General features: G+C 70.2%; 17 protein-coding genes. 8 read left to right on the plus strand and 9 right to left on the minus strand.

Annotation, left to right across the window (positions count from 1 at the left end):
• The first annotated feature begins 27 nt into the window (after positions 1–27).
• The 4 genes from AABA78_RS29365 (at position 28) to polA (ending at position 8,362) form a co-directional block, all read left to right on the plus strand.
• A complete protein-coding gene (locus AABA78_RS29365) occupies positions 28–1,476 on the plus strand; it encodes a type II and III secretion system protein family protein (RefSeq protein WP_171421036.1) in 1,449 nt (482 codons plus the stop codon).
• Positions 1,477–1,624: 148 nt separating this feature from the next.
• A complete protein-coding gene (locus AABA78_RS29370) occupies positions 1,625–3,379 on the plus strand; it encodes a TadA family conjugal transfer-associated ATPase (RefSeq protein WP_338268101.1) in 1,755 nt (584 codons plus the stop codon).
• A gap of 7 nt (positions 3,380–3,386) precedes the next feature.
• On the plus strand, positions 3,387–5,597 hold the full coding sequence (locus AABA78_RS29375; protein ID WP_338268104.1) for an FHA domain-containing protein: 2,211 nt from the start codon (positions 3,387–3,389) through the stop codon (positions 5,595–5,597).
• A gap of 59 nt (positions 5,598–5,656) precedes the next feature.
• Complete coding sequence (gene polA, locus AABA78_RS29380; RefSeq protein ID WP_338268105.1) at positions 5,657–8,362, plus strand: DNA polymerase I; 2,706 nt, start codon at positions 5,657–5,659, stop codon at positions 8,360–8,362.
• Between the two features lie 327 nt (positions 8,363–8,689).
• On the opposite strand, the gene AABA78_RS29385 is transcribed toward polA, so the two are convergent.
• The 5 genes from AABA78_RS29385 to AABA78_RS29405 form a co-directional block, all read right to left on the minus strand.
• Positions 8,690–9,232 carry a hypothetical protein gene (locus AABA78_RS29385; protein ID WP_171422267.1) on the minus strand — a complete coding sequence of 181 codons (543 nt, stop codon included), beginning with the start codon at positions 9,230–9,232 and terminating at the stop codon, positions 8,690–8,692.
• 182 nt (positions 9,233–9,414) lie between these two features.
• Positions 9,415–10,695 carry a peptidase MA family metallohydrolase gene (locus tag AABA78_RS29390; RefSeq protein WP_338268109.1) on the minus strand — a complete coding sequence of 427 codons (1,281 nt, stop codon included), beginning with the start codon at positions 10,693–10,695 and terminating at the stop codon, positions 9,415–9,417.
• Between the two features lie 8 nt (positions 10,696–10,703).
• Positions 10,704–11,003 carry a DUF167 domain-containing protein gene (locus AABA78_RS29395; RefSeq protein WP_338268112.1) on the minus strand — a complete coding sequence of 100 codons (300 nt, stop codon included), beginning with the start codon at positions 11,001–11,003 and terminating at the stop codon, positions 10,704–10,706.
• Positions 11,004–11,012: 9 nt separating this feature from the next.
• Complete coding sequence (locus AABA78_RS29400; RefSeq protein ID WP_171422141.1) at positions 11,013–11,540, minus strand: DivIVA domain-containing protein; 528 nt, start codon at positions 11,538–11,540, stop codon at positions 11,013–11,015.
• Between the two features lie 108 nt (positions 11,541–11,648).
• Positions 11,649–12,215: a HEAT repeat domain-containing protein gene (locus tag AABA78_RS29405; RefSeq protein ID WP_338268114.1), complete on the minus strand. Its 567-nt coding sequence runs from the start codon at positions 12,213–12,215 to the stop codon at positions 11,649–11,651.
• A 147-nt stretch (positions 12,216–12,362) separates the two neighbouring features.
• Here AABA78_RS29405 and AABA78_RS29410 point away from each other — a divergent pair, with 147 nt between their 5' ends.
• Complete coding sequence (locus AABA78_RS29410) at positions 12,363–12,878, plus strand: J domain-containing protein (RefSeq protein ID WP_171415687.1); 516 nt, start codon at positions 12,363–12,365, stop codon at positions 12,876–12,878.
• On the opposite strand, the gene AABA78_RS29415 is transcribed toward AABA78_RS29410, so the two are convergent.
• Both AABA78_RS29415 and AABA78_RS29420 read right to left on the minus strand, forming a co-directional pair.
• Positions 12,794–13,804, minus strand: coding sequence for a stage II sporulation protein M (locus tag AABA78_RS29415; RefSeq protein ID WP_338268117.1), 1,011 nt, complete (start codon positions 13,802–13,804; stop codon positions 12,794–12,796). The two genes, AABA78_RS29410 and AABA78_RS29415, sit on opposite strands and share 85 nt — an antisense overlap.
• Position 13,805: 1 nt before the next feature.
• Positions 13,806–14,585: an RDD family protein gene (locus AABA78_RS29420; protein WP_338268119.1), complete on the minus strand. Its 780-nt coding sequence runs from the start codon at positions 14,583–14,585 to the stop codon at positions 13,806–13,808.
• 483 nt (positions 14,586–15,068) lie between these two features.
• Here AABA78_RS29420 and fruA point away from each other — a divergent pair, with 483 nt between their 5' ends.
• The gene (gene fruA, locus AABA78_RS29425) at positions 15,069–15,755 is read left to right on the plus strand and encodes a response regulator transcription factor FruA (RefSeq protein WP_043321786.1); all 687 of its coding nucleotides are present in this window, start codon (positions 15,069–15,071) and stop codon (positions 15,753–15,755) included.
• Between the two features lie 61 nt (positions 15,756–15,816).
• On the opposite strand, the gene AABA78_RS29430 is transcribed toward fruA, so the two are convergent.
• A complete protein-coding gene (locus AABA78_RS29430; protein WP_143901243.1) occupies positions 15,817–16,044 on the minus strand; it encodes an MbtH family protein in 228 nt (75 codons plus the stop codon).
• Positions 16,045–16,230: 186 nt separating this feature from the next.
• Between AABA78_RS29430 and AABA78_RS29435 the strand changes: the two genes are divergently transcribed.
• Positions 16,231–17,238 carry an Lnb N-terminal periplasmic domain-containing protein gene (locus AABA78_RS29435; protein ID WP_338268125.1) on the plus strand — a complete coding sequence of 336 codons (1,008 nt, stop codon included), beginning with the start codon at positions 16,231–16,233 and terminating at the stop codon, positions 17,236–17,238.
• 19 nt (positions 17,239–17,257) lie between these two features.
• Here AABA78_RS29435 and AABA78_RS29440 read toward each other — a convergent pair whose 3' ends face one another.
• Positions 17,258–18,004 (minus strand): hypothetical protein, encoded by a 747-nt coding sequence (locus AABA78_RS29440; protein WP_338268127.1) that lies wholly within the window; start codon positions 18,002–18,004, stop codon positions 17,258–17,260.
• Between the two features lie 105 nt (positions 18,005–18,109).
• On the opposite strand from AABA78_RS29440, the gene AABA78_RS29445 reads away from it, so the two are divergent.
• Entirely contained in the window at positions 18,110–18,703 is a 594-nt protein-coding gene (locus AABA78_RS29445; protein ID WP_338268130.1) for a YdeI/OmpD-associated family protein, read from the plus strand.
• Positions 18,704–18,721: the final 18 nt, after the last annotated feature.

The following is an 18,721-nucleotide window of genomic DNA, read 5'->3' on the forward strand; positions in this document are numbered from 1 at the left end:
CGCGCACGCAAGAAGGGGATTCACACGATGTCCACTCGCTTCACGCAAGCCCTGGCGCTCGGCGCCCTCGTCACCCTGGTGGCCAGTGCCCCCGCCCTCGCCCAGGAGGGCAGCAGCGTCAGCCTGGGTGTGGGTACCCAGAAGGTGCTCACCATCCCCGGCCTCAGCCGCGTCGCGCTGGGTGACCCGTCCATCGCCGAGGTGAAGACGCTCGGCACCGGCCAGTTGCTCGTCACCGGCAACCAGGAGGGCAAGACGACGCTGCTCGTCTGGAAGTCCTCCGGTCAGCGCATCAGCTACCTCGTCACCGTCCGCAAGCAGGACCCCAACGAGGTCATCTCGGAGATCAAGCGCCTCCTGGGTGAAATCGAAGGCGTGTCCGTGCGCATGGTGGGCGACCGCATCTACCTGGACGGTCAGGCCTACACCACGCAGGACGCGGACCGCATCGAGCAGGTGGTGAGCCTCTACCCGAACGTGAAGTCGTTCGTGAAGATCGCCCCCAACGCCAAGAAGCTGGTCGCCCAGAACCTGAACGCGGCCTTCCAGAAGGCGGGCCTGAAGAACGTGCAGGCCAACGTGGTGGGCGCGACCATCTTCCTGGAGGGCTCCGTGGAGAGCCAGCAGGACCTCCAGAAGGCGGAGCTGATCACGAAGGCCATCGGTGAGAAGGTGGAGAACCTGCTCGTCGTCGGCATCAAGCGGATGATCCTCTCCGAGGTCCAGTTCGTCGAAATCCGCCGCAACAGCCGCGACCGCTACGGCATCAAGTACCCCACGGACATCACCGGGTCGCTGACGGCCACCGTGAACCTGAACAAGGCCCTCATCCCGTCCGGCGACGCGGTGTCCAACCTCATCATGGGCGCGACGGGCGGCTCCGACCTGAGCATCGGGTTCCAGGCCAACGACGGTTACGGCCGCCTGCTGGCGCAGCCCAAGCTGGTGTGCGCCAGCGGTGAGAAGGCGGAGTTCCTCGCCGGCGGCGAGGTGCCCATCCCGCTCATCACCAACACGCAGTTCACGGTGGAGTACAAGCCCTACGGCGTCATCCTGAACATCCGCCCCACCGCGGACCGCAACGGCAACATCCAGACGGAGGTGGAGGCGGAGGCCTCTGAAATCGACACCTCCGTGTCCGTGTCCTTCGGTGGTTCGTCCGCCATCCCCGGCTTCCGCACCCGCAAGGTGAAGACGAACGTCACCGTGCGCCACGGTGAGACCATCGTGCTGTCGGGCGTGTTCAGCCACGACGAGCAGAAGGCCGTCGCGAAGCTGCCGGGCCTGGGCCACATCCCCATCGTGGGCGAGCTGTTCAAGAACCGCGCGTTCGACTCCACCAAGCGCGAGCTGGTGATCTTCGTCACCCCGCGCATCGTGAACCCGGACTCCGACAAGGTCCGCAGCATCATCGAGGACGTGAAGACCCGCTACAAGCAGGCCCGCTCCGAGGTGAACTTCAACATCTTCGACTGAGGCCCTCGCAGCCCTCACGTCGGATCCGGGCCGGCCCCATCCCTGCTTCAGCGGGGGAGGGTGCCGGCCCGTCTGTTACCGGGCAGCAGGCGGGCGAGCGTCGCAGGAGTCTTTGAGGTCGTAGGAGGGCTTGGTAGCATCCCGGCCCATGTTTCTAGTCACGCTGACGGAGAAGGGCGGCGGTTCGGAGCAGCGGGAGTACCCCAAGAACGAGATCACGATCGGCCGGATTGCCGGCAACGACATCGTGCTCGCCAAGGGGAACGTCTCCAAGACCCACTCCCGCATCGTCGAAAAGGACGGGCGCTTCATCATCGTGGACATGAAGTCCACGAACGGCACCTTCGTGAACGGCAAGAAGATCGCCGGTCCCATGGTGCTCAAGCCCACCGACCAGGTCTCCATCGGCGACTACATCCTCAACGTGGAGGCGCTGGAGGACGCGCCCCAGGACGAGGGTTACGACGAGGAGCAGGGCGAGGAGGCCTACGAGGAGGAAGAGGCCTACGAGGAGGAGGAGCCCTACGAGGAGGAGGCGCCCGCGCCCGCCGCCGCCCCTCCCAGCCGCATGCCCGCGTCCATGGCCGCGGCCATGGCGAAGAACAAGCGCAAGGTGGACCCCCGGCTGGAGCGCTACTCGCGGCTCCAGAAGGAGATCCACGACCGGCTCATCGAGTACCTGGACCTGCGCCGCATGGACATGGACCGGCTCGGGGACGAGGAGCTCTGGCGCCGCACCGAGAAGGCCATCCGGGACATCATCGACCAGATGGAGGCGGACGGAGAGCTTCCGACGGACGTGGACCGGGAGGAGCTGCTCACCGACGTCATCAACGAGGCGCTGGGCCTGGGGCCCCTGGAGGCGTTCCTCGCGTCGGAAGAGATCAGCGAGATCATGGTGAACCACGCCAACCAGATCTACATCGAGCGCAAGGGCAAGCTGACCCTGTCGGAGAAGACGTTCTCCTCCAACCAGGCGGTGCTCGGCGTCATCGAGCGCATCGTGGCGCCCATCGGCCGGCGCATCGACGAGTCCAGCCCGCTGGTGGACGCGCGCCTCAAGGACGGCAGCCGCGTGAACGCCATCATCCCGCCGCTGGCGCTCAAGGGCCCCTGCATCACCATCCGCAAGTTCAAGAAGGACGCGCTGAAGATCCAGGACCTCATCAAGTACAAGACCGTCACCGCGCAGATGGCCGAGTTCCTGGAGATGTGCGTCACCGCGCGCCGCAACATCGTCATCTCCGGCGGCACGGGCTCCGGGAAGACGACGACGCTGAACATCATCAGCTCCTTCATCCCGGAGGGTGAGCGCATCATCACGGTGGAGGACGCGGCGGAGCTTCAGCTGCCGCAGGACCACTGGGTGCAGCTGGAGAGCCGCCCGCCCAACCTGGAAGGCAAGGGCGCCATCACCATCCGCGAGCTGGTGAAGAACTGCCTGCGCATGCGGCCGGACCGCATCGTCGTGGGCGAGTGCCGCTCCGGCGAGACGCTGGACATGCTCCAGGCCATGAACACCGGCCACGACGGTTCGCTCACCACGCTGCACGCGAACACGCCGCGTGACGCCATCGCGCGGCTGGAGACGATGGTGCTCATGTCCGGCATGGAGCTGCCGGTGAAGGCCATCCGCGAGCAGATCGCCAGCGCGGTGCACCTCATCGTGCAGCAGACGCGCTTCTCCGACGGCTCCCGCAAGATCTGCTTCATCACGGAGGTGTCCGGCATGGAGGTCGACATCGTGACCCTGCAGGACATCTTCTATTACAAGCAGGATGGCTTCACCGAGGACCACAAGGTGCGCGGGCGGTACGTGGCTTCGGGCTTCGTCCCGAAGTTCTACGACGAGCTCCAGCGCAAGGGCATCCCCGTGAACATGAGCATCTTCCGCGAGGACTGACGCGCCCATGGCAACCCTGGTCGTCCGTCACCCTGACGGCACTGAGCACGAGCACGAAATCGCTGGCGAGCTGAAGATTGGCCGCCAGCAGGGCAATGACCTCGTCCTCACGGAAGGCGGCGTGTCGCGGCAGCACGCGCGCGTCTACGTGGAGGGCGGCGCCGTCTACATCGAGGACGGAGGCAGCCAGAACGGCACCTTCGTGGACGGTGAGCGCATCGAGGGGCCCACGGCGCTGACGCCGGGCTCGCAGGTGCTGCTGGGCGACTACGAGCTGAAGCTCAAGGGGAGCGCCCGGAGCAGCAGCAGCGGCCGCCGCGCGGCGACGCCGCCTCCCGGCGATCCCGCGACGCTCGCGGACGCGCCCGTGAAGGGCACGCGCGCCATGCCCAGCATCCGCGCGAAGGCCACCCAGAACGGCGCCGCGAAGCCCGAGGGCGCGCTGGCGAAGCGGCCCTCACGGCCCCAGCCCGCGGGTGGCGCGGCGGCGGGCGCGGGCGCGGGTCCGGTGCTCAAGGGCATGACGGGGCCGTGGGCGGGCAAGTCGTTCCCCATCAGCGGCACGCTGCTGGTGGGCCGGGCGCCTCCGGCGGCGGTCATCCTGGATGACGACTCCGTGAGCCGGAAGCACGCGGAGGTGCGGCGCGAGGGCGCCGCCGTGCGCGCGCGCGACCTGGGCAGCGCCAACGGCACCCTGCTCAACGGCGAGCTGCTGGGCGAGGAGTTCGTCGACCTGCAGCCCGGGGACGTTCTCCAGTTCGGCGTGGTGGAGATGACCTACGAGGCCTCCGACACGCCCGCGCGGCGTCCGGGGACGGGCGCGGTGCCGCCCCGCCGTGGCAGCCGCGCGGAGCCCGCGGCGGATAGCAAGCGCAAGCTGCTGGTGGTCGCGGGCGGCGTGGTGGCCCTGCTGGCGGTGGCGGCGGTGGTGAAGTCCTCCGTCGGGGCTCCCCAGAAGGCCCCGAAGGCCGGTCCGGCCGCGCCGTTGGATCCCGCGCAGCAGGTGCAGGAGCTGCTCAGCGAGTGCCGCTCCTACGCCTCCAACGAGATGGGCGCCCCCAACTGGGACCGCGCCGAGTCCACGTGCGAGCAGGCGCTGGACATGGACCCCATCAACGCCGAGGCGAACACCCTCGTGCGGCGCATCAAGCTGGAGAAGGAGGCCTTCGGCAACTTCGAGGCCGCGAAGAAGGCCATCGAGCTCAACCGTGAGAAGGAAGCGCTGACGCTGCTGCGCAAGATTCCGAAGGAGAGCGAGTACTTCCGCCGCGCCCGCTCCAAGGCGCGGGAGACGGCCGAGCAGTTCGTGGAGCGCGCGAAGGACGACTGCAAGCGCTACCTGAACAACTCGCAGTGGGGACCCGCGGTGCCGCGCTGCCAGGAGTACATGGAGGTGTGGTGCCAGAAGCAGAGCAAGGAGGACCTGGAGCCGCCCATCGGCCAGACGCTCCGCCTGGAGGGCGGCCTGCGCAAGAACGACTGGCGCCCCAAGGACGCCATGTTCGTGAAGTTCCTCGTCGCCCGCACGCGGGTGGACCGCAACGCCGCGCCGTGGACGTGCCCGGTGTCCGACATCCTGGCGTCGGATGAGCTGGGCCCGGATCAGGCCAGCGAGGTGCGCGCCATGTTCACCAAGCGCTACGCCCCGAAGCTCGTCCAGGCGGCGATGATGGACTACTGGACCGGCCGCGGCAGCGAATCCGTGGCGACGCTGCAGAAGCTGCGCGCGAAGGTGGACCAGGCGGAGTTCCACTCGCTGGCGGACGAGCTCATCCGCGACGTGTCCAACGTGGATCAGCTCTTCAAGACGGGCGAGAGCGCGCTCACCAACGAGGACCCCGAGCGCGCGGTGGCCCCGTTCAAGGAGGCGCTGGCGACGGACAAGCGCATCATGGCGGAGCTCGCGGAGTCTCACGTGTCCTTCTACCGGAAGAACATCTTCCAGGACATGGCGGCCGCGTCTTACCTGCGCGGCAAGCACTTCGCCGACCGCGAGGACCGCCGCCGAGGTTGCCGCATCTGGAAGCTGGGCTTCGACTTCTACAAGGGCAACACGGACCTCAACCGCGTGGTGGCCTTCTGCTCCACGCAGGCGCAGAACGCGCTGTCCGGCGTAGGCAGCTGTTCGGACCTGGCGATGGTGGAGGACTATGCCGTGCCGGGTGACGGCATCGCGGAGCAGGTGGCCGCGAAGAAGGCCGAGCTGAAGTGCCGCTGAGCGGCGCTCGGGTGCGGGGCTTCGTGGACAGGGAGCGGGAGGCGCGCTAGGGACGGGGGATGGCCGACACCAGCCCCCCGCGCTCCGAGCGCCGCCTGGCGCTCTTCGACGCCTCTGGCTTCATCTTCCGCGCCTACCACGCCATCCCCCCGCTCACGACGAGCAAGGGGGTGCCCACCAACGCGGTGCTGGGCTTCACCCGCATGGTGCTCAAGGCCCTGCAGGAGCTGAAGCCCACGCACGTGGCGCTGGCGTTCGACAAGTCGGGCCGCGTGGAGCGTCAGAAGATAGACCCCACGTACAAGGCGAACCGCAAGGCGCCGCCGGAGGACCTGACGCCCCAGTTCCCGCTCATCCGCAAGGTGGGGGACGTGCTGAACCTGCCCTCGCTGGACGCGGAGGGCTGGGAGGCGGACGACGTCATCGGCACGCTGGCGCTCCAGGCGAAGGCCGAAGGGTTCCAGGTCCTGGTCATCACCAGCGACAAGGACTTCATGCAGATCGTCGACGAGGACATCACCCTCTTCGACCCCGCGAAGAACAAGCGCATCGGCGTCGTGGACGTGCAGGAGAAGATGGGCATCCTGCCGAAGCAGGTGCGCGACTTCCTGGCCCTGGTGGGCGACGCGGTGGACAACGTCGCCAAGGTGCCGGGCGTGGGCGACAAGACGGCGGTGGAGCTGCTCCACCAGTTCGGCGACGTGGAGACGCTGCTCTCGCGCGTGGAGGAAGTGAAGAAGCCGAAGATCCGCGCGGCGCTGGAGTCCCACCGCGACAGCCTGGTGCGCGCCAAGCAGCTCGTGACCTTCAACACCACGCTGCCCCTGGGCGTGAAGCTGGACGACCTGGCCCGCCGCCCGCCGGACTCCACGCGCGCGCGGGACTTGTTCACGGAGCTGGAGTTCTTCGCGCTCCTGCGCGACCTGCCGGCGGAGGAGCCCGCGGCCCGCCCGGACGTGGCGCCGCTCGCCGTCACCACCACGCTGGTCACCACCGAGGAGGAGCTGAAGGCGCTGGCGGACGCGGCGAAGGCCGGCGGGGCGCTCACGCTGGTGCCCGCCTTCGAGGGCATGCCCTTCGCGGCGCCGCTGGTGGGCCTGGGCGTGGCGCTGCCGGACGGAAATACGCGCTACGTGCCCCTGCGGCACCAGCAGCTGGGCGCGACGCAGGTGCCGGCGGCGGCCTTCACCGCGGTGATGAAGGACGTGCTCGCGGACGCGGCGGTGAAGAAGGGCGGCCACGACCTCAAGGCGCTCACGCTGGTGCTGGCCAACGAGGGGCTGACGCTGGAGGGCGCGCACGACGACGTGGAGCTGCTCAGCTACCTGCTCAACCCTTCGCGCCGGGAGCACGCGCTGGAGGACCTGGCGCGCGAGCGGCTGCGCTCGGAGCTGCCCGCGCTGCCCGCGTCGGTGGGGGGCAAGAAGGGGCGGGCGCTGGCGGACCACGGGCCGGAGGAGGTGGCCGCGGCGTACGCGGTGCGCGCGGACGCGGCGCGGAGGCTGGCCCCGGAGCTGTGGAAGGAACTGGAGCTGGGCGGGCTGGCGGAGCTGGCGCGCACGCTGGAGCTGCCGCTGCTGCCCGTGCTCGCGCGCATGGAGCGCGAGGGCGTGAAGCTGGACGTGGCGGAGCTGGCGCGCACCTCCGAGCGCGTGGACGTGGAGGTGAAGGCGAAGGAGGCCGAGTGCCACCAGGCCGCGGGCCACGTCTTCAACCTGGGCTCCAATCCGCAGCTGGCGCAGGTGCTCTACGAGGAGCAGAAGCTGCCCATCCTCAAGCGCGGCAAGACGGGCCCGTCCACGGATCAGGAGGTGCTGGAGAAGCTGGCGGAGGAGCACGACAGCGTGCTCGCGCGGGCGCTCATCGAGTACCGGGGCCTGTCCAAGCTCAAGAGCACCTACCTGGACACGCTGCCCACGCTGGTGGCGAAGGACGGGCGCATCCATACGACGTACCACCAGGCGGCCACCGCCACCGGCCGGCTGTCCTCGTCCGACCCGAACCTCCAGAACATCCCCATCCGCTCGGAGCTGGGGCGTGAAATCCGGCGCGCCTTCGTGGCGGAGGCCGGGCACCAGCTGGTGAGCGCGGACTACTCGCAGGTGGAGCTGCGGCTTTTGGCGCACATCGCGGAGGACCCGGTGCTCATCGAGGCCTTCCGCAACGACGAGGACATCCACAGCCGCACGGCGGCCGAAATCTTCGGCGTGGACCCCAAGGACGTGGACCGCGAGCAGCGCCGCGTGGCGAAGACGGTGAACTTCGGCATCGCGTACGGCCTGTCCGCGCACGGCCTGTCCACGCGCCTGGGGATTTCACAGGAGAACGCGCGCGACGTCATCGAGCGGTACTTCACCCGGTACGCGGGCATCCGCCAGTACCTGGAGGACACCGTGGAGAAGGCGCGCAAGGTGGGCTACGTGGAGACGCTCTACGGCCGCCGCCGCCTGATGGGGGACCTGCTCTCCAAGAACCGGGGCGTGGCCCAGGCCGCGGAGCGCGCCGCCATCAACATGCCCATCCAGGGCACCGCCGCGGACCTGATGAAGAAGGCCATGCTGTCCGTGGACGCGGCGCTGCGCGCGCAGAAGCTGAAGACGCGCGTGCTCCTGCAGGTGCACGACGAACTGCTCTTCGAGGCGCCGGACGCGGAGGTGGACGCGGTGAAGGCCCTGGCCGTGAAGAGCATGGCCTCCGTCGCCGAGCTGAAGGTGCCGCTCAAGGTGGACGTGGGCGCGGGCAAGAGCTGGGCGGACGCGCACTGAGCCCCAAAAAAATGCGGGAGAGCGCCCACCCCCGTAGGCGCCCTCCCGCTGCCCCATCCCCACATCCCCCCGACAAAACATGCCGATCCGTCCGACCGGCGGAGCGCGCGGACCCCCATCCACGCGTTCCGGCGTTCGACCGTGTGCGGCTCACCGCTCCCCCGAGCAGGAACACGCACCCTCAAGGCGCGGTCACGGACCCCCATCCGCGACAGCGCACCCTCCCGCCAGCCCCCGGACCCTTCCTCATTGAGGAGTGTCAAGCCGGACGGATCGGCAAACCCTTGCAACCAAACCCTGGCGCCAACCGCGCGCCGTGAATGCCTCTCAATGCATGGCGGACCGCTCGTCGCGACGGCCCGCCGGGGCCCGGCGCGCGTGGGACGGCCGCTCGAAGTACTCCACCACCAGGCCGCCAAACGGCACCCGGGGACCATCCGCCTTCGGGTCCGCCATCCGCTGGAGCAGCGCCACCGCGCTGTCCACGGCCTCGTCGAGCGCGCGGTTGATGCGCTGGCGCTCCGCGTCCCCACCGCCCAGGACCTCCAGGGCGTCCACCAGGCACCGCCGCAGCAGTGCGAACTCGTCGTGCAGGGCCCGCGCGCCACGCTCCGGCGCCAGGCGCAGCACCGCGCGGGTGCGGCTCCAGGGGCTGGACTCCACGCCCTCCAGCGTCAGCCCCAGCTCCCGGACGAAGGGCTCCACCAGTCCGTCCAGCAGGCTGGCGCCCGGAACGCCCTGGCCCTCGTGCGCCGCCAGCCGCATCCGCCGCCACAGCGCCGCGATGCGCTCCGGCTGCCTGCTGAAGACCCGGGCCGCCCCGGCCTTCTTCCGTCCCCGCTCCGCCGCCATGTCCGTTGTCGTCCGCATCGCGAGCAAAGACATAGCAAGGGCTTTGCCAACGCCAGACGTGTGCTGGTTCCCAATGAATCCGCCCACTTGGGCAATGGGCCTGCCCTGAAGGGAGGGCGGAGGACGTAAATCCTACGGGGCGGATGTTGAAAGGCCGGGAGCAGGGGAAGAACCTTCCCTGCCTGGGCAGCCCGCGCCTCTCAGTGGAGCGTCGGCTTGGGCGGGCGGCCTGACGGGGACTCGCCGTCCAGCTCGTACTCGCCGCTGGAGGACTCCGGCTCGTCGTCCGCCGCGTCCGGGCCCTCCGGGGCTTCCGGCAGGCCGGCGCCCGACTCCAGCGCCTCCGGCGCGCCCTCCAGGGCCTCCGGCTGGGCGGGCGCGGACGGGTTGGGCGGGGTGGGGGTGGTGGCGCCGGGCCACTCGGGCCAGGGCAGGGCGGGGGACAGCGGCTCGGCGCCGTCCACGGGCACGGGCCCCGCCGCGCGGGCGGCGGCGAGCAGGCGCAGCGCGGCGTCCTCGGCGGCGTCCTCCGCGGCCAGCTCCGTCATGCGCGCGGACTTCTGGCGCATGCGGCGCGCGAACGCGGCCACGCACAGGATGGAGGCGGTGAGCCACAGGAGCGCGGAGCTGGTGGTGAGCGGCAGCCAGCCGTACCGGGCCGCGAGCCCCTCGCGCCAGTCCTGCTCCTCCAGCAACAGCGACGTGCGGAACGCCTTGCCGAAGGCCTGCTCGAAGGGCTCTCCCGCGCGCACGCCGTCCACCAGCAGGCCCATGGCGTGCGAGCCGTGCTTGCCGGTGAGGTAGGCCACGAAGGCGGCGCTCTGCGCGTACGCGATTTCAACGTCCGCGGGCACGTCCGGCCAGTCCTCGGACAGGTCCTCGAAGTGGAAGACGCGCTCCTGCGTCACCGCGCGGAAGAGGGCGGTGTAGTGCGCGACGGAGTAGCGCTCGTCGGTGAGGTTCTGCGCCACGCCCTCCTGGAACCAGCGCGGCCAGTCCTTCGCCAGCTGCCCCAGCGCCACGTGCGCCATCTCATGCCGCAGCGTCGTGGGGCCCTCCGTGTCGCTCAGGCTCAGCGCGTCCAGCAGGATGATCTGATGCCCGGGATACGCGAGCGCCACCGCCCAGCCCGGGGGCTTGCCGCCGGGGAGGGCCAGCGCCTCGAACTCCTGACGGCCCACGCCCAGGCGGATCTCCGTGGTGCCCGGCCAGTCCCGCCCCAGCATCGCGCCGAAGGCGTCCCGCACGCCTTCAATCTGCCCGGCCAGCGCCCGCGCCGCGCCCGCGGCCTTCGCGGTGTGCAGGATGACGAAGCGCTGGGTCTTCAGCTCGCCCGCGACGATGGCGGGGCGGGCGTGGGGCACGAGCGCGCTGTCGGTGACGACGGCCTCCGTGGCGTGGATGCCTCGAGGACCCTCGTCCTGCGCGAACACGCCCGGCGAGGCCAGCAGCATCATCAGGAAGGCGAACAGGCGGAGCATGCGTGGCCTCACGGTCCACCAGAGATAACAGCCTCGACCGCCGCCGCATCAACCCCCTGCACCTTCAATCGCTTACGGCGCGACGTGTCACCCGCCACGAGTGTCACCTGGCGACGCGGCACGCCCAGCGTTTTCGCGATGAATTCCACCAGGGCGGCATTCGCTTCCCCATCCACGGGCGGCGCGGCGAGCTGGATCTTCAACTGGCCGTCATGCTCGCCCACCACCTTCGTGCGGGACGCGCGCGGCTGGACGAGCACCGTCAGCTCCACCCCGGCGGGGACGGCCTTGAGCCAGGGGGCGGGCATGCGCGGGCGTCAGTCGTTGGAGGTGGCCTTCTTCTGCGACAGGAACGCGACGTTGTCCTCCACGCGCGCGTAGTCGCGGTCCGCGAAGGCGGGCGCGGCGAACGTCTCCAGCAGCTTGCGGTGGGCCTCCACCACGGAGCGCACCTGCGACTCGAACTGGGTGCGCTGGCGCTTGAGCTCGTTGATGTCCTCCACCACCTGCACCAGCCGCTGGTGCGCGCCGTGGACGATCTTCTCCGCCTGGTGCTCCGCGTCCGCGATGATGATCTCCGCTTCCTTCTTCGCGGCGTCCTTCAGGTCCTCGCTGATGCGCTGGGCGGTGACCATCGTCTCCTGGAGGGTGCGCTCGCGCTCCTGATGCTGCTCAAGGCGCGCCTGCGTGCGCTTCAGCTCCTCCTTGAGCGCGATGTTCTCCTTCACGACCTCCTCGAACTCGCCGGCGATCAGCTCCAGGTACGCGCCCACTTCGGGACGCGCGAAGCCGCGCATCACCGTCTCGAAGCGCTTCTGCCGGATGTCGAGGGGGGTGATCTTCATGCGCCCCAGTCTAACCCATACACGCGCGCACTCCAGGAATCGGCCCCGGGGCGGCAGGGGCCCACGGCCATGTCAGGCCTGGAGGGAGGGCAGGCGGGCAGGCGTGTTTCAGGGCGCGGGGGCCGCGGCGGCTTCCCACTGCGACGCCACCGAGCGCGCGGCGTTCTGCACCGCGTAGCCCACGCGGCTGTCGGCGGCCACGTCCTGCACCACGCGGCGCGCGGTGGGCGTGCGCTGATAGAGCAGCCCGCTCAGGGCCTGGATCTTCAGCGCGTCCGGCAGGCGCGGGTGGCGCACGACGTTGCCCAGAATCTCCTCCGCGCGGCGGTGCTGGAAGAGGGCCACCGCGCGCAGCGCCGCCTGCTGGATGCGCGGGTTCGGGTCCCAGATGAACGCGGCCAGCGGGTCCAGGGCGCGCGCGTCGCCCAGCAGCGCCAGGTCCTCGATGGCGAGCGCGCGGATCTCCTCCGGCGCGGGCTCCGCCGCCCACAGCAGACCCTTCAGGAGGGCCGCGTCCGACGCGCTGGCGTCCTCCGGGGGCCGGGCGGGGGCGGCCCTGTCCGCGGGGGCCTTCTCGGGCTTCGGGGAGGCCTTGGGCGCGGCGGCCGGGGCCGACGGGGCCTGGGCGTGCGCGGCGGCGGTCAGGAGCAGGGCGGCGGCGAGGAGCGGTCGCATGGGCCTCGTTCTACCCGAAACCCGGGAAGCCCGGCAGCGCGCCCGGGGGCTCCCCCTGGGTCGTCCACGACATTTTCTTGACGGGATCGCCGGACGTGGGAGGTTGCCGCTGCTACAGGCGTGTTGCGAACGGAGGTCGAAGTCACCATGAGTGCGGCGGTCGCGAGCTGGCAGACACTGGAGAACGTCACGGTGGAGTGCACCCACTGCGGCGTGATGATGACGCTCCAGCCCGGGAGCCGGGTGAAGTACTACCGGTGCGGTTCATGCCACCGCTGGGTGTCCAGCACCTACAGCGAGGTCTTCCGCGCGGACGCGAAGATGCGCACGCACCCGGTGAAGGATACCGCGGACGCGGACGCGCGCTTCGTGGAGGTGAAGGCCCGGTTGGACCAGTGGCTCACCGCCGTCCAGGAGCAGTGCCCGTACCAGACGATGGGCGTGTCGCCGCTGGACTCCGCGGACGTCATCCGCGCGCGCTTCCACGCGCTGGCCATGGAGCGGCACCCGGACCGGGGCGGCTCCGCGGAGCAGATGCGCGAGCTCAACGCCGCCTACGAGCGCATCCTCAAGCACCGTCAGCGCAAGCGGCTGGAGGCCATGGCCTCCGGTACGTCCACGCGCGCCACGCCCGCGTCCGTCCTGCCCGCTCGCAACAGGTAGAGCCAGAACAGCGCTCCCAATGACAGGCCCAGCCCCACCTTGGCCCAGGTGGGGAACAGGTGGCCCGGGGAGATGAAGCCTTCCACCACGCCGATGCCGGCGAGGAAGGGCGCGCAGCCCACCACCAGCTTCACCGCCTCACGTCCGCGCGCCTGGAGCGCCTGCGCGCGCGGCAATTCGCCGGGGTCGATGAGCGCCTGGCCCACCATCAGCCCCGCGCCGCCCGCGATGACGATGATGGACAGCTCCACCGGCCCGTGCGCGGCGATGAAGTCCAGGAAGCCCGTGGCCATGCCCTCGCGGAAGCACAGCGCGCCCACCGCGCCAATGAGCACGCCGTTGTTCACGAGCGTGAAGATGGGCCCCACGCCCAGGAGGATGCCGGACGCGAACGCGAACAGCGTGACGGTGAGGTTGTTGGTCGCGATGCCGGAGGCCACGGCATTGGGCGGCGCCACGGACAACAGGTCGTCCGTCCACATGCGCCCCTGCGCCACGTAGCGCCGCACGCCCTCCGGCACCAGCAGCTCCGCGCCGCGCGGCTCCAGCGTCACCACCAGCGCGCCCAGCAGCAACCCCAGCACCAGCAGGCCCGCGCTCACGCCCACGAAGCGCGCCTCGCGGCGCAGCGTGGCGGGGAAGTCGCGGCGGAAGAAGTCGCGCGTGGAGGCCCAGCGCTCGCGCGGCGGCTGGTAGATGGCGCCATACGCTTGCGCGCACAGCTGGTTGAGGAAGCGGTGCGCGTCCGTGCCTGGATAGAACGTCTGGGCTTGCGCCAGGTCCGCGGCCGCGCGCCGGTACAGCGTGTCCAGCGTGCGCAGCTCCGCCAGGCCCAGGCGGCCCGAGCGCTGGCGCGTGAGCAGCGCCTGGAGCGCGTCCCAGTCCGGGCGGCGCCGCGTGACGAACGTGGGCAGGGGCACGGCCATGTCAGTGGGCCGCCTTCGCGCGCGTGCGCAGGAAGGCCTCCGTGGCCTCCGCGGACTGGAGCACCCGCGCGCGCTCCTCGTCCGTCAGGGACGCGCCCACGCGGTCCACCAGCCGCGCGCCCAGCCGCTGGCGCACCTCCGGCTCCAGGCCGGGCGCGCGCGCGAGGAACGCGAGCACCAGCTCCACGTCCTCCGCGTCCAGGGGCCGCTGCACGCTGGCGCCGGGCGTGGAGCCGGGCGCGGCGTCCGCCGGGGGCGCCTGGGTGTACTTGTCCAGGTCGATGGCCTCCTCGCGCACCAGCACGGTGCCGGCGAGCAGGTCCCCCAGCCGGCGGTGCCGCGAGTCCAGCAGCATGGTGATGCAGCCGGTGGCGTAGAGCACGGGCAGGAAGTCCACTGCACGGCAGAGGTTGCGCACCGCGCTTTCGAAGAAGCCCACCGGCGAGCCATCCTCGCGCACCACCCGGATGCGCATCACGCGCTTGCCGGGTGTCTGTCCATGGAAGAAGACCTCCGCCAGCGTCCAGTACAGCCATTGCGTGGCGAAGAGGCCCACCGCGAGCAGTGTCTGCGTGAGCCCCGACAGCGCCTGGAAGGCTCCCAGCACGTCGGACACCAGCAGCGTGATGACGAAGTAGAGCGCCACCCAGAAGAAGAACAGCAGGCTCGCGTCCACCAGCCACGCCAGACAGCGGTAGCCGATGCCGGCCACGGGCAGGGAGAGCGCGACGCGTTCGGGGGTGGCGACGTCGACGTGGGGTGCGGGGGCGGAGGGAGTCATGCGCGCGGGACGCACAGCATACGCCCTTGGCGTCCAGGACGCGCCATCCCCGTGCATTGGCGCCATTCCTCGGACGCCGGGCGAAACAGCAGGCGAAACATTGAAATGTGGACGCCGGATGCGTGTCCCGCGGCCGACAGCGATCACGACCTGACGGACAGGGCCCTGGATTTCGATACGATTCGTGCGCAATTGACAGTCCCGACAGGGGCGGTTCGCATGAGGCCTTGGATGATGTTAGGGTCTCGGTTGGCAGGAATTGCCTGAAACGGAAAGGGAGGAACGGCCCGGATGGGCCAGTTCGGCAGTCGCAAGCGCAGTCCGCAGGGCAGCACTGACAAGACCCCCGGATGGAGTTGAAGCGCGGTTCTCGCACGCTCAGCACAGGCGGAAGTTCCGCCGCGGTTCCACCGACTCCGGGGCAGGTTGAAGTCGACAGGTAGCATTGAAAGCAATTCGCCACGACGGCTGGGGGGCCATCGCATGGCAGCGAATCAATCGGCAGTTCGTATTTCTATTCTCGAAGGACCGTGGGCGGCCTGGCAGGGCTTGTCCGATGGGCTTCGGGGTGAGGGTCATTCCACTTCAGTGACGCGCGACGTGCGCGGCTTCCTGGACGGACTCGGCACGGATCCACCGCAGGTGGCCATCCTCGACGTGGAGAGCGACGGCGAGGCCGCCATCGGATGCTCCGTGACGGAGGGGCTCAACCTGCTGCGTGAGGCCCGCAAGCGCCGGCTGGAAGTGCGCATGCTGCTCTTGTCCGCGGTGAGCACGCCGGAGGTCATCTCCCAGTGCTTCGACGAAGGGGCCTCCGGGTATCTCTTCCGCGCGGGGCTGGGCGTGAACGCGGTGTCCTCCGCGGTCCAGTCGCTGGTGCGGGGCGAGCGCCTCTTCCCGGTGCAACTGTTGCGCAACGACTTCGAGCATCCGCCGGTGACGTCACCCACGGCGAGCGTGCTCTTGCTGCTCACGCAGCGGGAGCGCGAGGTGCTCCAGTACGTGGCGGGCGGGGCGGACAACCTGAAGATCGCCGCGCACCTTCAAATCGCCGAGCGCACCGTGAAGTCACACGTCACGCAGCTCTACCGCAAGCTGGGCGCGGAGAACCGCACCCAGCTTGCCCTGCGCGCCTGCCACCTGGGCGTCAGGCCTCCGCCGGACCTCTAGCCGGTCCGGCCCACCCTCCCCGTTGAAGCGGGGAGGGCGCGGTGGGAAGCGCACGCGGCCTTCAGTTCTTGTTGCGGGCCGCGTCCTCTTCCATCTTCTTGCGGAGGCTCAGCGGACGCATGTCCGTCCAGACCTCCTTGATGTACTCCAGGCACTCGGCCTTCAGGCCCTGCTTGCCGGCGTCCTTCCAGCCCAGCGCGTTCTCACGGTCCGCGGGCCAGATGGAGTACTGCTCTTCGTGGTTGACGACGACCTTGTAGATGGTCGTGTCTTCGCGCTCGTCGCTCATCGGGGGGCTCCTGGATGCAGGGGACCCCCTTTCGTCGCACACCCGGGGAAAAGCGGTCAAGGTAGGTGGAGGCGACAACGCCCGGACCTTCCTGGGAAGGCGGATCCGCGCCCGGCCGCCCGCCGGGGTTGCGCCCGGAACCCGTGGCCGTGACACGAGCGGCATGGGGCGCGGATACTCGGCCGCATGCGCATCTGGAAGAACGCCATGTCGGGGCTCGTGCTCCTCCTGGGGGGCGCCTGGGCCTCGTTGGCCATGGCCCTGACGGGGACGGGGCCGGAGGGGCCGCACGTGGCCCGGACCCTCGTGGCGGGGGCCCTGGTGGCCGCGGCGGTGGCGACCTGGCGGTGGCGCTCCGGGCGCTGGGGCGTGGCGGTGATGCTGCTGGGGTGCCTTGGCGTGCAGGGCTGGGTGCGGACGTTCCAGCCCTCCAACACGCGCGACTGGGCGCCGGACCTGGCGCGGGCGCCGTGGGCGGAGGTGGCGGGTTCGAAGGTGACGCTGCACGAGGTGCGCGACTTCCGCTACCGCAGCACCACGGACTGGGACCCCGCCTGGTACACGGCCACCTACGACACGGACGCGCTCACGGAGGCGTCGTTCATCGTGGAGCCCTTCTCCGGGTTCTACGGCGCCGCGCACACGATGGTGAGCTTCGGCTTCCAGGACGGCCGCCGCGTGGTGTTCTCCGTGGAGGTGCGGCGGGAGCAGGGGGAGACGTTCTCCGCGCTGGGCGGGCTCTTCCGCCGCTTCGAGATCGCCTACGTCGTGGGCGACGAGCGGGACCTGATCCAGCTGCGGTCCAACTTCCGCCACGACGTCGTGTATGTGTATCCGGTGAACGCGTCCCGGGAGCGCATCACCGCGTTCTTCCTGGACATGGTGCAGCGGATGAACGGGTTGCACACGCAGCCGGAGTTCTACGACACGCTCACCAGCAACTGCACCACCAACCTGGTGCGCCACTTCGAGAAGGTGGCTACGAAGGACGTGCCGTACGACCACCGCACGCTGATGCCGGCGTTCGCGGACGAGCTCGCCTACGAGCTGGGCATCATCGACACGGACGTGCCGCTGCCGCAGGTCCGCCAGCGCTACCACATCAACTCGCGCGCCCTGGCCGCGCAGGGGCGGGACGACTTCTCCGCCCGCATCCGCGCGCCGCTTCAGACCGCCACCGCGCCCGCGCCCTGAGGCCTGGCGCCGGCCGGCCTCAGGTGCCCGTGGCGGCCGGGGCCTGCGTGGGGGCAGGGGCGCCGCGCAGGTGCTTGTCGTAGTGCCTCTCCAGCGCGGTGAAGTAGCCGCGCTCCTCCCACATCTCCTGGAGGAGCCGGTCGGTGAGGGACTTCACCTCCGCGCTCTCGCTCTTCGGGTCGGGCACCCGGGCGCCGCCCTGCTTCGGATCCATGAAGGCGCGGGTGGCCTCGGCCATCAGCACCCGGCTGCTCCGGAAGATGCGGCGCAGGGCCTGGTTGATGGGGCGGGCGTCCAACTCCGCGCAGGCGGCGACGATGGCGGCCTGCACCTTCAGGGGCGCGTCCCCCTGGAGCGAGGCCGCGTCCAGGTCTCCGCGCTGGAGCGCGTGGTGCAGCAGGTAGCCGTGGTGCAGGCAGGCGCTCGTCAGGTCCACGCAGTCCTTCACCCAGAGGACGAAGAAGACCTTGCGGAACACCTTGCGCACCGGGAAGAGGGCCACGGCCTTGAGATAGGACACCAGCTGTCCGCCCAGGCTGCGCGCTTCGTACGAGCCGGCGAGCACCGCGATGGCCTTGTCCGGCGCCTTCAGGCCCTTGTCCTTGAGCTGGTCGCGCACGGACTGCTCACGCACCTGGCGCAGGGCATAGTCGTCCAGGAAGGGCACGGGGATGAGCGGGGTGAGCCCGGCCGCCACGGCGTGGAAGGCCACGCGGGCGAGCGAGGGCGGCACGGCGCCGGGCGGCGGGAGGGTGGAATCAGCCATGGCGTGTTTCATAACCGCTTCCGCGCCCGCCGCCTTCCGCCGGTAGAGTGGGATTGTCATGAACCCGTCGCGCGAGCGCGGGACAGGGAAAGGCGTGGCTCCCGGATGAAGGCGAAGGCGAAGGTGAAGCAGGAGCTCCCGGTCGTGCCGTTCGCGTCGGAGAAGGCGTGGGAGCAGTGGCTGGAGAAGCATCACGCCGACGCGCCGGGCGTCTGGGTGAAGCTCGCGAAGCTGGAGTCCGGCATCCCGTCCGTGACGTATGCCCAGGCGCTGGAGGTGGCGCTCTGCTACGGCTGGATCGACGGGCAGAAGGACGCGTTCGACGCGGAGTACTGGCTCCAGCGCTTCACGCCGCGCAAGCCGCGCAGCAAGTGGTCCAAGATCAACTGCGGCAAGGTGGAGGCCCTGGTCGCCGCCGGGCGCATGAAGGCCGCGGGCCTGCGCGAGGTGGAGGCGGCGCGCGCGGATGGTCGCTGGGAGGCCGCGTACGCGGGGGCGAAGACCATCGTGGTGCCGGCGGACCTGACGCTCGCGCTGGAGAAGAACCCGAAGGCGAAGGCGTTCTTCGCCACGCTCAAGAGCGCCAACCGCTACGCCATCCTCTACCGGCTCCACGAGGCGAAGAAGCCCGAGACGCGGGCGCGGCGGCTGGAGAAGTTCGTCTCCATGCTGGAGGCCGGGGAGACGCTCCACGGCTGAGGCCGCGGGAGGCTCCGC

It is taken from the genome of Corallococcus caeni, from assembly GCF_036245865.1.
GTDB classification, from domain to species: domain Bacteria; phylum Myxococcota; class Myxococcia; order Myxococcales; family Myxococcaceae; genus Corallococcus; species Corallococcus caeni.